The sequence below is a fragment of the Pseudonocardia sp. genome (assembly GCF_050250275.1).
In the GTDB taxonomy this organism is placed as follows: Bacteria; Actinomycetota; Actinomycetes; order Mycobacteriales; family Pseudonocardiaceae; genus Pseudonocardia.
On record NZ_JBFWOY010000006.1, the window covers coordinates 1 to 13,863 of the forward strand.

The window sequence follows — 13,863 nt, forward strand, 5'->3', positions numbered from 1 at the left end:
CCACGACCCTCCCGGGTGCGGATGTCGAGAGTGACCGACGACTTGTCCCGGTTGAACGACTCGAAGAACAACGAGTCCCCGTCCTCGGCAAACGGCGGGACGTGCCGGCCCACGTCCCCACCAACAGACGGGTCCTCGACCTTCACAATGTCCGCACCCAGCTCGGCCAGATGCATCGACCCGAACGGCCCGGCGCCGTACTGCTCCAAAGAGATGATCCGCACGTCCTCCAACGGCCTCACCGGCGCACCGGCTCGTTGTCCAGCGACAACGGCGTCGCAGCCTGGGGGAACGAGGAGGCAGCGCGCTCGGCGCCCCGCCGGTGCACGTAGAACGTGCGCCGGAACGTGAGCACCTCCACCGCGTCCTGGTTCAACGTCCGCGTCCGGATCGTGACGATCCCGGCTTGCGGCCGGCTCGCGGACTCCCGCTTGCCCAGCACGATCGATTCCGACCACAGGGTGTCGCCGGCGAACACGGGCGCCGTGAGCCTCAGGTCGTCCAGGCCCAGATTCGCGAACGCGTTCTGGGTGGTGTCGACCACCGACTGCCCGATCGCGACCGCGATCGTGAGGGGCGAGGCCACCAGCATCCGGCCGAACTCGGAGGACTCACCGACCTGCGCGTTGAAGTGCGCCTGGTTGGTGTTCATCGTCAGCAGCGTGAACCAGCTGTTGTCGGTCTCGGTGATCGTGCGGCCGAGCGGGTGCTGGTAGACGTCGCCGACCCCGAAGTCCTCGTAGAACCGACCGGTCCAGCCCTCGCGCAGCCCTGGCATGGCAACTCCTTGAAAAGGTCATATGTCTTACATAAGCTGGTATTGCTCGATGCGGTGAAAAGTGCTCCCGCACTCAGCCCCTCACGTCATGCGACGTAGGGTGGTGCCGCAGCGTCGATTTCTGGAGTGGTGGCTGGTCCATGGCAGAACACGTCACCGCGAGAACCGCACCCGCCGCGGCGCGCCGCAAGGTGCATCTGCGCGTGCAGCGCATCCGCCCCGCGTACCAGCAGATCGCCGACGAGCTACGCACCCAGATCGTCAGCGGGCAGATCGGCAGCGGGGACCGCCTCCCGAGCGAGCCCGAACTCGGCAAGGCGTTCGGGGTCGGCCGCGGCACCATTCGCGAGGCGCTGCGCGTGCTGGCCAGCCAGAACCTGATCGAGACCCGGCGCGGAGCGACCGGGGGGTCCTTCGTGTCCGCACCGGACCCGGAGCGGACCGTGGCCGCCCTCGGCGCCAGCCTCGGGATCCTGGTGGACACCCCGCGCCTGCGGCTCGAGGACCTCTTGGAGGCCAGGCTTCTCCTCGAACCCATGGCTGCACGCCTGGCGGCCGAGCGCGCGGATGCCGAGACGGTCAGCGCCGTGGTCGCGGCCGCGGAGTCCCAGCGGGAGCCGTTGGACCCCAAGAGCTACTCCGAACACTTCGACTTTCATGCCACGATCCTCATGGCGACCGGAAACCTCATGTTCACGATGATGGGTCAGCCGGTCGCCGATGTCCTGCGCACCCGGCTGCACCGGGCCGAGGTCGTCAAGAGTTCTGAATGGGACCAGGCCAACGAGTCGCATCGGGTTATCGCCGAGCACATCGCAGCGGGCGAGCCGGCCGCCGCGGAGCAAGAAATGCGGACGCATCTGAACGACCTCCGCTCGCTCTACCAACGCGCCGGGTCCTGGTAGAGCGAGCGGCCTGCGCTACCGCCGCCCGAATGCAACGGCTATTTCAACAGCGGCACGACTTCCTTGCCGAACCGGTCGATGTCGGTGAGATAGTCCTGGAACGTCAGCATCATCCCGGACACGCCGTTGACCGCACTCAGTTCCCTGATCTTGTCGGCAACGGTCTTCGCATCGCCCATGATCCGCCCGATGGTGAACATGAACCCGTCGGACCCGAGCATGATGTTCTTGGTCGAGGCCTCGTCGGTCGAGGTGTCGGTCGAGGCGATCCCCATCATGTTGGCGACGGCCTCGAAGTCCTGGTGTTCGCGCCAGCTCTCGACGGCGTCTTCGGCCTCGGCGACGGAGTCCCTCAGGACGACGGTGTACAGCGGGTAGGCCCCGACCCGACGACCGCTCGCCACAGTCGCCTTCTGCAGACGTTCTGACTGCATGGTCAGGTCCGCGACCTCCGGTTTTCCGACCAGGAACTGGTAGTCGCCGAGCTCGGCGCAGAACTCGATCCCGCGATCCGAGCCACCCGCGCAGACGAGCTCGATCGGATGCTTCGGCTCGGGGCCGAGCATGCAGTCGTCCATCTGGAAGAACTCGCCCTTGAAGTTCGAGCGTCCGGTCTCCCACAGCTCCTTCATGATCTTCACGTACTCGGTCGCGTGGTCGTAGCGGTTGGAGAAGTGCTCGTCGCCCGGCCAGATGCCCATCTGGGTGTACTCGGGCTTCTCCCAGCCGGTGACGATGTTGAGGCCGAACCGTCCGCCCGCCATGTCCTGGATGGTGGCGGCCTGCTTGGCACACAGAGGCGGGGGTGTCGTCAGTGTGGCCACCGAGGCGTACAGCTTGAGACGACTCGTCCGGACAGCGAGTCCCGCCATCACCGCGAAAGAGTCGAGGGTGTGGTTCCAGGGCTCGGTGGGGCCGTCGAACCCGCGCAGCTTGACCGGCGCGAGCAGGAAGTCGAAACCGTAGTGCTCCGCCTTCAGGGCGGTCTGCTCCATCAAGAACCAGTCCGGAACGAACTGCGGCGAGTTGGTGGAGAACACCCACCCGTTGTTCATCGTCGGCATGAAGAGTCCGAGCTTCAAATCGAGCCTCCCGTCGAGTGGAAAACCAGCGACCGCATGGCTGAAGAACGGATCGCGTCAATGTCCGACGCCATCCGATCAGCCGCACGTGACCGGGCCGCAGACCTCAGGCGACCGCGTCCTTGATGGGAAGGGACTTTAAACGTCCGACATATTGACGTCAAGGAGCACGGTGGGCGACGCTCTCCTCCGACGAGAGCGTCGTCGGTGCTCCTCGGAGCCCCGACGACGGAGCAGGAACCTGTTCGGAGGAAGCAAGATGTTGATGGACGACAGTGATCTCGCAGCTCCCGTCCTGAGGGCTCGTGCGGCTCGCCTCGGTCGAGACCTCAGCCCGAAGGAGACCGAGGACCTGGCAGCGGCCGTCGCGGGCAACGAGGCGACGAGCCAGGCGCTCCGCGCTCGACCGGTGCGGCTGATGTCGGGCCGAACCGACCACGCCCTCGGCGACGCATGGCTGCACCCCGACGCCTGCTGGAGCTCCCGTCCCGGTACGCCCGGCACGTCGACCACAGGGGCCGACCAGTGACCGCCGACTTCGCAACGCTGGGTATCGACGCACTTCTCGACGCGTACGCCCACGGCGACACCACGCCGATCGACGTGCTCGCCGCGAGCAGGGCGAGGATCGCGGCCTACGACGAGACACTCAACGCCATCGTCACCGTGATCGGAGAGCGCGCCGACAAGTCCGCCGAGGAGGCTGCTCGCCGCTGGGAGGCCGGCACGCCTCGCCCGCTCGAGGGCGTTCCGTTCGGCGTCAAGGACGTTCTCGACGTTGCCGGCGAACGGACCACCGCCGGCTCACGACTCCACGCCGACCGGGTCGCAACGCAGACCGCCACCGTCGTCAGACGCGCCGAAGCAGCCGGAGCCGTCCTGGTCGCCAAGGAGGGAACCACAGAGTTCGCGATCGGCGGACCGTGGAACCCCCTGAACGGCCCCGTCCGCAACCCCTGGGACACCACTCGTTGGAGCGGAGGGTCCTCGAGCGGATCCGGCGCTGCGCTGGCAGCGCGCTATTACCCGATCTCCATCGGATCCGACGCCGGCGGCTCCATCAGAGTCCCCTCGGCCTGGTGCGGCCTCACCGGGCTCAAACCCACACTCGGCGCTGTTCCCCGTACCGGGGCCGTGCCGCTGTCCCCGACCACGGAGACTGTGGGACCGATGTCGCGCAGCGCAGCCGACACCGCGCGCCTGTTCCAGGTGATCCGAGGCCACGACAACCTCGACCCGCGGTCACAACACTATCCGACACAGGTCGGCGACGCCCCGTGGCCGCCGAAGAACGTGACCATCGGCATCCCCGACTCCTACTTCTTCGACGTCTGTGACGACGCGGTGAAGGAGGGGTACGACGCCTTCGTCGACGTGCTCCGACAGGCCGGCGCCAGGACCACGCCCATCCGCCTGCCATCGGCAGGGCTCGCCCAGGCTGTCGGATACCAGGTGCTGTTCACCGAGGCCGCCGTGACCCACGCGGAGCACGCCGGCCGCCTCGGCGACTACGACCCCGTCCTGCTCCAGCGGATGCACGCCGGCCTCCTGACCTCTGCCGCTGACTACCTCCGAGCCCTGCAGTTCCGTCACGAACTCCAGTTGGAGCTCGCCGATGCCTTCCGCGACGTGGACGTCATCGCGTTGCCTGCGACTCCGTCCACCGCTCCCGACCTGGATGAGCTCACCGTCGACATCAACGGGCAGAAGCTTCCCCTCTACGAAGCGCAGTCGCGCTCGACGATGCTGTGCAACCTCTCCGGGGTGCCCGGCCTCGTCCTTCCGACAGGCCACGACGCACAGGGTTGTCCGACGTCGATCCAGCTCGTCGTGCCGCCGTTCCAGGAGGACGTCGCACTGACACTCGCACTGGGCTTCCAGGAACTGACGAACGTGCACTGCACCTTGCCGCGGTTGCTCGAGAAGTAGGCCACCGCTCAGCGGCAGCGGACAGGGAACGGCCCGCGGCCCGGTCGACACGGCGGAGCCGGTTGATCCGGCAACGGGTCGACACCCGGTGACCGGTTCGGGGGAGCGACCCCGACCCGGTCGGCGATCGCGACTCCCCGTTCACGATCACTCGGGTCGCTCCGGTCGGTACAGCTGGAGGTCGAGGGTTCCGGCGGCGAGCCGGCGGTATACCTCCGCCGCCGCGCGGGAGAAGCCGTCGGGCAGCCCCTTCGCCGCGACCGTGTCGGCGGCCTCGTCCATCTCCCCCGCCCAGCGCCAGGCCCGGTCGCCCGACCTCCCCCCGAGCGCGGCCAGCTGCGCGTCGAGGTCCCCGCCCATGCGTCCCACCTCGGCGCGCAGGTCCGCCAGCACGCCGTAGTCGCGCGCGGCGGCCGTCATGACGGCCCAGATCGTGGGCAACGCCTTGGTGTGCAACGCGAAGCACGCCTTCAGCGCGCTGGCCGCGCCGAGGTCCGCGTCGAGGACCCGCGCCGCGAACGGGGAGCCCTCGAACAGGGACGCGACGGCAGGCGCTGCCGTGCCCGCCAGCCACAGCACGGTCCGCCCCGCCTCCCACGCCGCGGGACCGATGACCGAGCCGTCGACGACCCGGTCCCGGTCGAACAGCGCGGCGATCTTCTCGACCGTGGCGGGCGAGACCGCGTTGGCGTCGACGTACAGCGGTGGGTGGGGGTGGTCGCGGACGGCGTCGGCGACCTGGCCCGCGACGTCGAGGGCCGCGTGCGGCGGGCAGATCGAGATGACGACGTCGCTGCGCCGGGCGAGCTCGGCGACGTCGGGGACCCCGACGAGGTCGGCGATCTCGGCGCGTTTGGACGTGACGTCGCTGCGCCCGGCCGCCGCCCACACCACCGCCCCCGCCCGCGGCTTGAGCGCGGACCCGAGGGCGGCGCCCATCGCGCCGGGATGCAGGATCCCGACGACGGGCCGGTCGGGCAGCACGGCTGCGTGGCTCACCTCGGCATTGCTCACCTCGGCATCATCACCCATCGCGCGACGCGCCGTCAGCGGGGCTCGCGGACGGCGAGCAGGTCCCCCACCCGGTCCCGCAGCTGCAGGGCGAGCTCACCCGCCCCCGGGACGACGAGCAGCACCAGCAGGAACACTGCGAGGGCCAGGGCCGGCGCGACCAGCAGCGTCTCGACCCGCCCGCCCGTGCGCATCCGCAACGGCCGCGGCCCGCCGACGGGGTACCAGCGGCGGCGGCGGATCGGCAGCGGCCACAGCAGCGGCGCCCCGGACTCGGTGACCGCGTCGCCGACCGAGTGGACGAGCACGCCGAGGGTGACCGCGGTGCCGAGCCAGCCGGCGGTGCCGTCGACACCGCCGGGCATCCAGGCGTCGACGGCGTAGGTGAGGCCGGCCGCGATCAGCAGCGACGGCGGGCCGGGGACGATCGCGTCGAGACCCTTGATGGCCAGCGCGATGCAGACGAAGAGGGTGCCGAGCAGCACCGGTGCGCCCCAGGCGGCCGAGGCGGCGTTGATCCCGAGCCCGAGGCCGACGGCGAACAGCGCGGTGTGGGTGAGCCCGCGGTGGGTGCCGCGGCCGGTGTCGCGCGGTGCGCGGGTGAGCCGGTAGGCGAACCCGGAGAGCGGGCGCACGACCTTCGAGGCCACGGCGGAGGCCCACGAGAACCGGGTCGTCGCCATCGACGAGGGATGGTCGAGGTCGGGCAGCAGCGCGGCGCCGGCGCACACGGCCGCGAACGTCAGCACCCCGCCCGCGTCGGGTGGCGCCCCCGACCAGCCGGTCGCGAACCCGGCGACGCCGAGCCCCAGAGCCGCTCCCGACAGGGCATGACTGACCCCGAGCACCGTGCGCCCCACCATTTCCCACCGCGCCCGGCCCTGCGCGCGGACGGCTCGAGGAACTGTAGGCGGCCCGGTCTGCACGCATCGTCAGGCGCGCCGGGGGGCCCGTGCGGCAGGGTGGGGATCATGGGTGAGAGCGGACTTGTGGACGTGCTGCGCGGTGACGCCGTCGGGGGCTGGCTGCAGCTGCCCGGATCGGCGACGGCCGAGGTGATCGGCTCGGTGGGGTTCGACGTGGTGTGCGTCGACACCCAGCACGGCCTCATCGGCTCCGACGCGCTGTTGCCGATGCTGCAGGCGCTGGCGGCGACCGGCACCCCGTCGATGGTGCGGGTCCACTGGAACGAGCCCTCCCCGATCACGGAGGCGCTCGACCGCGGCGCGGCCGGTGTCGTCGTCCCGATGGTGAACTCCGCGGCGGAGGCGGCCGCGGCGGCGTCGGCGTGCCGCTGGCCCCCGCGCGGCACCCGCAGCTACGGGCCGACGCGGCACGGGTTCATGACGTCGGCTCCCGCCGACCCGGTGTGCGCGGTGATGGTGGAGTCGGTCGCGGCCGTCGAGGCGGTGTCCGACATCGTCGCCGTCGACGGGGTGGACGCGGTGTTCGTGGGCCCGTCGGACCTGGCGCTGTCGATGGGCCTGCCGACGTCGGCCCAGGACGGCGACGCCGACTACGACGCACTGCTCGACACGGTGGTCAAGGCCTGCCGGGCCAGGGACATGCCGGTCGGGATCTTCTGCGCCTCGGCGGGGCACGTGCAGCGTTTCCGGGAGCTGGGGTTCACGTACTTCTTCGTGCGCGGCGACGGCGCGCTGCTCGCCGAGATGGCGGCCGCGGAGCTGGCGGCGAGCCGGCCCGGTGGCGCGTCAGCGCTGCGGCGCGGGTGACCCGCCGTCGGGGGTCGGGTCGGTCGGGCCGTCGGGGCCCTCGATCGGTTCGCGTTTCTCCAGCGCGCCCCGGCGGTCGGACAGCCGGGCGGGCCACAGCTCCTGGATGGCGGCGTTGAGGTGGGCGCCGAGCACGATCGCGAAGCCGATGAAGAACGCCGCCAGCAGGAACGCGATCGGCGCGGCCAGCGCACCGTAGGTGTAGCCGGTGCCGGTGAGCCAGTCGATGTAGACGCGCAGCCCCGTCACCCCGACCAGGAACACGACGGCGGCGAACAGCGCGCCGGGCAGCCCGCGCCACCACGGCGGCTTGGCCGGCAGCGCCACCTTGTAGAGCGTGGTGAGCGCGAGGACCAGGATGATGCCGATGACGGGGTAGTACAGGTCGGAGATCAGTGTGATCGCCGTGGGCCGCCACGGCTCGGGCAGGATGCCGGGCAGCCGGTCGGGGCCCAGGGCGAGCAGCGGCAGCGCGATGATCCCGCCGACGAGCCCCACCAGGTAGAGCAGCAGCGCCAGGATGCGCTGCCACACGGGGTTGCGGATGCCGTACTGGCCGTGGGCGCGGGTGATGGCGTCGACGAACGACGACATCGCCGAGGACCCCGACCACAGTGAGATGAGGAAGCCGAGCGAGATCAGCTCGCTGCGGCCCGTCGTCAGGATCTGGGAGACGGTCGGGGCGATGATCTCGTCGACGGCGTTGCGGCTGAAGATGCCGCTGGTCGCCGCCACGATCCGGTTCTCGACGATCTCCGCGGTGTCCGGGCCGAACCAGCCGCCGATGTAGCCGAGCGCCCCGAGCAGGCCCAGCAGCAGCGGGGGCAGCGACAGCGTCTGCCAGAACGCGGCCGCCGCCGACTCGGAGAAGATGTTGTCGTCCCAGGCGCCCCCGAGGGTGCGGGTGATCAGCCGCCGCGCCCCGGGTGCGCGCGTGCGTTTCCCGTCGTGGACCTCGGCGACGGCGGGGAGCTCCTCGGTCTCGTCCACGGGCTGCTCGACGGGAACGGCCGGCGCGGGGTCGGGGGTCGCGGGGTCGGGGGTCGCGGAATCGGGGGTCGCGGATGCCGGGCGTGGCTCGTCACCGGGCGGGGACGTGGACCCGTCCTTCCCGGTGTGCAGCTCGGTCACGCCGTCCAGGATGCTCCACCGCAGCATGTCGCGCCCGATCCGTGGCCGGGCCGTGACCGGCCCGAACGGGTCCTCGTGCGTCCGCCGGCGTCAGCCGAGCAGGTCGAGCACGGTGCGAGCGGCCACGCTCGGCGGCATCTCACCGGCGCGGACCTCCCGTTCGAGGGCCGGGAGCTGCTCCCGGACACCGGGGTCGGAACGCAGCCGGTCCATGAGCTGGTCGCGCACCATGGCCCACATCCACCCCACCTGTTGCGCCGCGCGGCGGTCGGCGAGCTCCCCGGTGCCGTCGAGGGTGGCGCGGTGCTTCTCGACGGCCGCCCAGACGTCGTCGAGGCCGGCGCCGGTCTGCGCGGAGCACGGCAGCACGGGCGGGCGCCACGACTCGCTGGCCGGCGTCATCAGCCGCAGCGCCGCACGCAGCTCGGCGGCCGCGCCGCGCGCCTCCTTCTCGTGCGGGCCGTCGGCCTTGTTGACGGCGACGACGTCGGCGATCTCGAGGATGCCCTTCTTGATGCCCTGCAACGCGTCGCCGGTGCGGGCGATGGTGAGGAACAGGAAGGTGTCGACCATCTCCGACACGGCGATCTCGGACTGCCCGACGCCGACGGTCTCCACGAGCACGACGTCGAACCCCGCCGCCTCCATGAGCACGATGGTCTCGCGGGTGGCGCGGGCGACGCCGCCGAGCGTGCCGGCGCTGGGTGAGGGCCGGACGAACGCGTTCTCGTCGACCGAGAGCCGGGCCATCCGGGTCTTGTCGCCCAGGATCGAGCCCTTGGTGCGGGTCGAGGACGGGTCGACGGCCAGCACGGCGACGCGGTGGCCGTCGGCGGTGAGCCGGGTGCCGAGGGCCTCGATGAACGTCGACTTGCCGACGCCGGGGACACCGCTGATCCCGACGCGGCGCGCTCCCCCGGCGTGCGGCTGCAGCCGCGAGAGCAGCTCCTGCGCCGCGAGCCGGTGGTCGGGCCGGTGGGACTCGACGAGGGTGATGGCCCGCGCGAGCAGCGACCGCGACCCGCCGAGCACGCCGTCGGTGAGCGCGTCGACGTCGATGCGCCGTGCCACGAGCCTCCTTCTGTCCCCCTGCGCCGGGTCCGGCGTCAGGCTGGTTCGATCATGATCCGGGGCTGCGTCAGGTCGAGCTCGGCGGGGTGTCGGTGTCGTCCCCGTGCAGCGTGGCGGTCAGCTTCCCGACGAGGTCGACGGCGGCCTCCGCGATCACCGTGCCGGGACCGAACACCGCGGCGGCGCCCATCTCCAGCAGGGTGGGGACGTCGGCGGGCGGGATGACGCCACCGACGACGACCATGATGTCCGCGCGGTCGAGCTCGGCCAGCGCCGAACGCAGCTCCGGCACCAGCGTGAGGTGCCCGGCGGCGAGCGAGCTGACGCCGACGACGTGCACGTCGGCCTCGACGGCCTGGCGCGCGACCTCGCCGGGGGTCTGGAACAGGGGGCCCACGTCGACGTCGAAGCCGAGGTCGGCGAACGCGGTGGCGATCACCTTCTGGCCGCGGTCGTGGCCGTCCTGGCCCATCTTGGCGACGAGGATGCGGGGCCGGCGGCCCTCCTCCTCGGCGAACTCGTCGACGAGCTCGCGGGCACGGGCGATCGCCGGGTTGCGCCCGGCCTCCTCGGAGTACACGCCGGAGATGATCCTGATCTGGCCGGAGTGCCGCCCGAACACCTTCTCCAGCGCGTCGGAGATCTCCCCGACGGTGGCCTTCGCGCGGGCGGCGTCCACGGCGAGGGCCAGCAGGTTCTGCGAGGCGTCGCGGGCCGATCCCTCGGCGATCGCGGCGGCGGCGCCGGTGAGCCTCTCCAGCGCGGTGTCGACCTCGCGGGAGTCGCGCTCGCGGCGCAGCCGCTCCAGCTTCTCCAGCTGCTCGCGGCGCACGCCGGCGTTGTCGACCTTGAGGACGTCGATCTGCTCGTCGGACCCGGTGACGAACTTGTTGACGCCGATGACGGGCTGGCGCCCGGAGTCGATGCGGGCCTGGGTGCGCGCCGCGGCCTCCTCGACGCGCAGCTTCGGGATGCCGGCGTCGATGGCCTGGGCCATGCCACCGGCCTTCTCGACCTCGCTGATGTGCGCCCACGCGCGGCGGGCGAGGTCGTAGGTGAGGCGCTCGACGTAGTAGCTGCCGCCCCACGGGTCGATGACGTCGGTGGTCCCCGACTCCTGCTGCAGCAGCAGCTGGGTGTTGCGGGCGATGCGGGCGGAGAAGTCCGTCGGCAGCGCGAGGGCCTCGTCGAGGGCGTTGGTGTGCAGCGACTGCGTGTGGCCCTGGGTGGCGGCCATCGCCTCGACGCAGGTGCGCACGACGTTGTTGTAGACGTCCTGCGCGGTCAGCGACCAGCCGGAGGTCTGCGAGTGCGTGCGCAGCGACAGCGACTTCGCGTTCTTCGGGTCGAACTGCGCCACCAGCTTGGCCCAGAGCAGGCGCGCGGCCCGCATCTTGGCGACCTCCATGAAGAAGTTCATGCCGATCGCCCAGAAGAAGCTCAGCCGCGGCGCGAACCTGTCGACGTCGAGTCCCGCGTCGATCCCGGCCCGCAGGTACTCCACGCCGTCGGCCAGGGTGTAGGCGAGCTCGAGGTCGTTGGTCGCTCCCGCCTCCTGGATGTGGTAGCCGGAGATGGAGATCGAGTTGAAGCGGGGCATCTTCTCCGACGTGAAGCGGAAGATGTCGGAGATGATCTGCATCGACGGCTGCGGCGGGTAGATGTAGGTGTTGCGGACCATGAACTCCTTGAGGATGTCGTTCTGGATCGTCCCCGTGAGCTGCTCCGGTGCCACCCCCTGCTCCTCGGCCGCCACGATGTAGAGGGCGAGCACGGGCAGGACCGCGCCGTTCATGGTCATCGACACCGACATCTTGTCCAGCGGGATGCCGTCGAAGAGCTGGCGCATGTCGTAGATGGAGTCGATCGCGACGCCCGCCATGCCGACGTCACCGGAGACCCGCGGGTGGTCGGAGTCGTAGCCGCGGTGGGTGGCCAGGTCGAACGCGATCGACAGGCCCTTCTGCCCGGCGGCGAGGTTGCGCCGGTAGAAGGCGTTGGACGCCGCGGCGGTGGAGAACCCGGCGTACTGGCGCACCGTCCACGGCTGGGTGACGTACATCGTCGGGTAGGGCCCGCGCAGGTAGGGCGCGATGCCCGGGAAGGTGGCGAGGAAGTCGACGTCGTCGAGGTCGGCGGCGGTGTAGAGCGGCGAGACGGGGATGCCCTCGGGCGAGTCCCACGGCGCCGGGCCGTCGCCGGCGGGGGCGGCCGCGGGGGCGGCGCCGCCGTCGAGGTCGATGCGGGTGAAGTCGGGAACGGTCATCGGGCGTCCTCCCCGTTCTCGAGAGCTGTGTAGACGTCGTCGATCACGGCGAGCGCGTCGCATCCCGCGAACAGCGTGGCGTCGACACCGTCGACGTCGGCCTTGCCCGCCAACAGGATCCGGGTCGCGCCCGCGCCCCGGAGCGCAGCGGCGGTCTCCGCGGCGCGCTCGGTGTAGGCGGTGTCGGTGCCGCAGACGACGGCGACGGTCGCGCCCGACTCGCGGAACGCGGCGACGACGTCGTCGGTCGACGCCGTGGCCCCCGCGTCGGGGGCGGCGATGCCGCCCGCGTTGAGCAGGTTGCGGGCGAACCCGGCGCGGGCGCTGTGTGCGGCGACCGGGCCCAGCGTCGCGAGGAACGCGGTCGGGCGGGCGCCCGTCTCGGCGAGGAAGGCGTCGGACCGGTCGCGGCGCTCCTCGAACGCGGCGGCGGCCCGGTACACGGGCAGTCCCCCGCTGTCGGCCGGGGCGGGATGGGGGTCGCGTTCGAGGGGTTTCTCGTCGAGGTCGGGGAACTCGCTGACCCCGGTGACGGGTGTGCGCCGGGTGGCGACGGCGCGTTCCCGGCGCGCGCGGACCGCGGCGACGGCGTCGGCCACGAATCCGGAGTCGAGCGCGGCGACCGCACCGCCCGCGCCCTCGACCTCCTGGAAGAACGCCCAGGCGGCCCGGGCGAGGTCGGCGGTGCGCGACTCGACGTACCAGGAGCCGCCCGCGGGGTCGACGACCCGCGCGAGGTGCGACTCCATGATCAGCAGCGACTGGGTGTTGCGGGCGATGCGCCGGGAGAACGGCGTCGCGATCCCGACCGCCTCGTCGAAGGGGGCCACGGTGACCGCGTCGGCGCCCCCGACTCCGGCCGCGAACCCGGAGACGGTGCCGCGCAGCAGGTTCACCCACGGGTCGCGGCGCGTGGTGCCGACGGGCGAGCTGACGGCGTGCTGGACCTGGCCGGGGGCGTCGGCGGCGCCGCAGGCCTCCAGGACCCGTGACCAGAGCCGCCGGGCGGCGCGCAGCAGCGCGATCGTCGCGAACTGGTCGGCGGTGGCGGCGTAGCGGAACTCCAGCAGGCGGGCGGCCCGTCCGATGTCCAGCCCGCCGCCGGTGAGCGCGCGCAGGTAGGCGACGCCCGCGGCCATCGACCAGCCGAGCTGCTGGGCGTCGGAGGCACCGGCACCGTGCACGGGCAGGGCGTCGACCACGATCGCGTGCAGTGCGGGGAAGCTCTCGGCGGCGCGGCGGGCGAGCCCGACGACGGAGTCGACGGCGGGGCCGTCGCCGGTGGCGGCGCGCAGGCCGATGGGGTCGAGACCGAGGTTGCCGCGGACCTGCGCGGGGTCGACGTCCGAGGCCTCGACGTGGGCGAGGAAGGCCTCGGCGGCGGCCTCGGCGTCGGCGCCCGCGTCGAGGGCGACGGGGGCGAGATCGAGCAGGACGCCGTCGAGGGCGGCGGGGATGGCGGCGACGGGGACGCCGCGCTCCCCAGCCCCGAGCCACAGCGAGGTGACCCCGTTGTCGAGGTCCTCGGCGACCGCGGCGGCGACGGCGGCGGGGTCGGCGGCGGTGTGGCGGGCGCGGACGTCCCAGCCGTCGGGGACGTGGCCGTGGGCGCGGCTGCCGCGGACGTAGGGCGCGGCGCCCGGGACGCCGGTCGCCTCGAGAGCGGCGGCCGGGGCGTCGTCGGCGGTGTAGAGCGGGCGGACCGCGATGCCGTCGAGGGTCTCGCGGACCAGCTTGCCGACCCCCGAGCCGGCGGGGGCGTCCTCGGCCAGGCGGCCGGCCTTGCGCAGCACCCCGTCGACCAGGACGGCCCACTCGTCGCGGGTGGGCGACGGGAACTCGGCGGCGAGGGCGAGCTCGTCGGGCTCCTCGGGAGCACCCCGCTCCACCACCTGGGGGTCGACCTGCGGGGTCATCGTTCTCCCTTCCTGCACCACGGGCCGCCGATGGCCGCGGG

General features: G+C 72.0%; 12 protein-coding genes. 3 read left to right on the plus strand and 9 right to left on the minus strand.

Annotation, left to right across the window (positions count from 1 at the left end):
- A partial coding sequence (locus AB7F12_RS07760) for a CoA transferase (protein WP_428502857.1) occupies nucleotides 1-242 on the minus strand: 242 nt, incomplete at its 3' end.
- A complete protein-coding gene (locus AB7F12_RS07765) occupies nucleotides 239-778 on the minus strand; it encodes a MaoC family dehydratase (RefSeq protein ID WP_428502858.1) in 540 nt (179 codons plus the stop codon). The genes AB7F12_RS07765 and AB7F12_RS07760, both read right to left, overlap by 4 nt.
- Before the next feature lie 140 nt (nucleotides 779-918).
- Here AB7F12_RS07765 and AB7F12_RS07770 point away from each other — a divergent pair, with 140 nt between their 5' ends.
- Entirely contained in the window at nucleotides 919-1,683 is a 765-nt protein-coding gene (locus AB7F12_RS07770; RefSeq protein ID WP_428502859.1) for a FadR/GntR family transcriptional regulator, read from the plus strand.
- 38 nt (nucleotides 1,684-1,721) lie between these two features.
- Here the strand turns inward: AB7F12_RS07770 and AB7F12_RS07775 are convergent, their stop codons facing one another.
- Complete coding sequence (locus tag AB7F12_RS07775) at nucleotides 1,722-2,765, minus strand: LLM class flavin-dependent oxidoreductase (RefSeq protein WP_428502860.1); 1,044 nt, start codon at nucleotides 2,763-2,765, stop codon at nucleotides 1,722-1,724.
- A gap of 525 nt (nucleotides 2,766-3,290) precedes the next feature.
- On the opposite strand from AB7F12_RS07775, the gene AB7F12_RS07780 reads away from it, so the two are divergent.
- On the plus strand, nucleotides 3,291-4,694 hold the full coding sequence (locus AB7F12_RS07780; protein ID WP_428516452.1) for an amidase: 1,404 nt from the start codon (nucleotides 3,291-3,293) through the stop codon (nucleotides 4,692-4,694).
- Nucleotides 4,695-4,841: 147 nt separating this feature from the next.
- Here the strand turns inward: AB7F12_RS07780 and AB7F12_RS07785 are convergent, their stop codons facing one another.
- Nucleotides 4,842-5,708, minus strand: a complete 867-nt coding sequence (locus AB7F12_RS07785) for a DUF1932 domain-containing protein (RefSeq protein ID WP_428501582.1) — start codon at nucleotides 5,706-5,708, stop codon at nucleotides 4,842-4,844.
- Nucleotides 5,709-5,740: 32 nt separating this feature from the next.
- Complete coding sequence (locus AB7F12_RS07790) at nucleotides 5,741-6,568, minus strand: metal-dependent hydrolase (RefSeq protein ID WP_428501581.1); 828 nt, start codon at nucleotides 6,566-6,568, stop codon at nucleotides 5,741-5,743.
- Nucleotides 6,569-6,676: 108 nt separating this feature from the next.
- Here AB7F12_RS07790 and AB7F12_RS07795 point away from each other — a divergent pair, with 108 nt between their 5' ends.
- On the plus strand, nucleotides 6,677-7,438 hold the full coding sequence (locus AB7F12_RS07795; protein ID WP_428501580.1) for an HpcH/HpaI aldolase family protein: 762 nt from the start codon (nucleotides 6,677-6,679) through the stop codon (nucleotides 7,436-7,438).
- On the opposite strand, the gene AB7F12_RS07800 is transcribed toward AB7F12_RS07795, so the two are convergent.
- The 4 genes from AB7F12_RS07800 to AB7F12_RS07815 all read right to left on the minus strand — a co-directional run bounded on the left by AB7F12_RS07800 (nucleotide 7,418) and on the right by AB7F12_RS07815 (nucleotide 13,822).
- A complete protein-coding gene (locus AB7F12_RS07800; protein ID WP_428501579.1) occupies nucleotides 7,418-8,569 on the minus strand; it encodes a YihY/virulence factor BrkB family protein in 1,152 nt (383 codons plus the stop codon). The genes AB7F12_RS07795 and AB7F12_RS07800 overlap by 21 nt on opposite strands.
- A gap of 90 nt (nucleotides 8,570-8,659) precedes the next feature.
- On the minus strand, nucleotides 8,660-9,640 hold the full coding sequence (meaB, locus tag AB7F12_RS07805; RefSeq protein ID WP_428501578.1) for a methylmalonyl Co-A mutase-associated GTPase MeaB: 981 nt from the start codon (nucleotides 9,638-9,640) through the stop codon (nucleotides 8,660-8,662).
- A 67-nt stretch (nucleotides 9,641-9,707) separates the two neighbouring features.
- Nucleotides 9,708-11,906: a methylmalonyl-CoA mutase gene (gene scpA, locus AB7F12_RS07810; RefSeq protein WP_428501577.1), complete on the minus strand. Its 2,199-nt coding sequence runs from the start codon at nucleotides 11,904-11,906 to the stop codon at nucleotides 9,708-9,710.
- Nucleotides 11,903-13,822, minus strand: coding sequence for a methylmalonyl-CoA mutase family protein (locus tag AB7F12_RS07815; RefSeq protein WP_428501576.1), 1,920 nt, complete (start codon nucleotides 13,820-13,822; stop codon nucleotides 11,903-11,905). The genes scpA and AB7F12_RS07815 overlap by 4 nt, the downstream gene beginning before the upstream one ends.
- Between the last annotated feature and the right edge of the window lie 41 nt (nucleotides 13,823-13,863).

Coding starts and splice junctions, on each gene's coding strand:
- AB7F12_RS07765 (WP_428502858.1), bottom strand. CDS start 778: ATGCCAGGGCTGCGCGAGGGCTGGACCGGTCGGTTCTACGAGGACTTC.
- AB7F12_RS07770 (WP_428502859.1), top strand. CDS start 919: ATGGCAGAACACGTCACCGCGAGAACCGCACCCGCCGCGGCGCGCCGC.
- AB7F12_RS07790 (WP_428501581.1), bottom strand. CDS start 6,568: ATGGTGGGGCGCACGGTGCTCGGGGTCAGTCATGCCCTGTCGGGAGCG.
- AB7F12_RS07795 (WP_428501580.1), top strand. CDS start 6,677: ATGGGTGAGAGCGGACTTGTGGACGTGCTGCGCGGTGACGCCGTCGGG.
- scpA (WP_428501577.1), bottom strand. CDS start 11,906: ATGACCGTTCCCGACTTCACCCGCATCGACCTCGACGGCGGCGCCGCC.
- AB7F12_RS07815 (WP_428501576.1), bottom strand. CDS start 13,822: ATGACCCCGCAGGTCGACCCCCAGGTGGTGGAGCGGGGTGCTCCCGAG.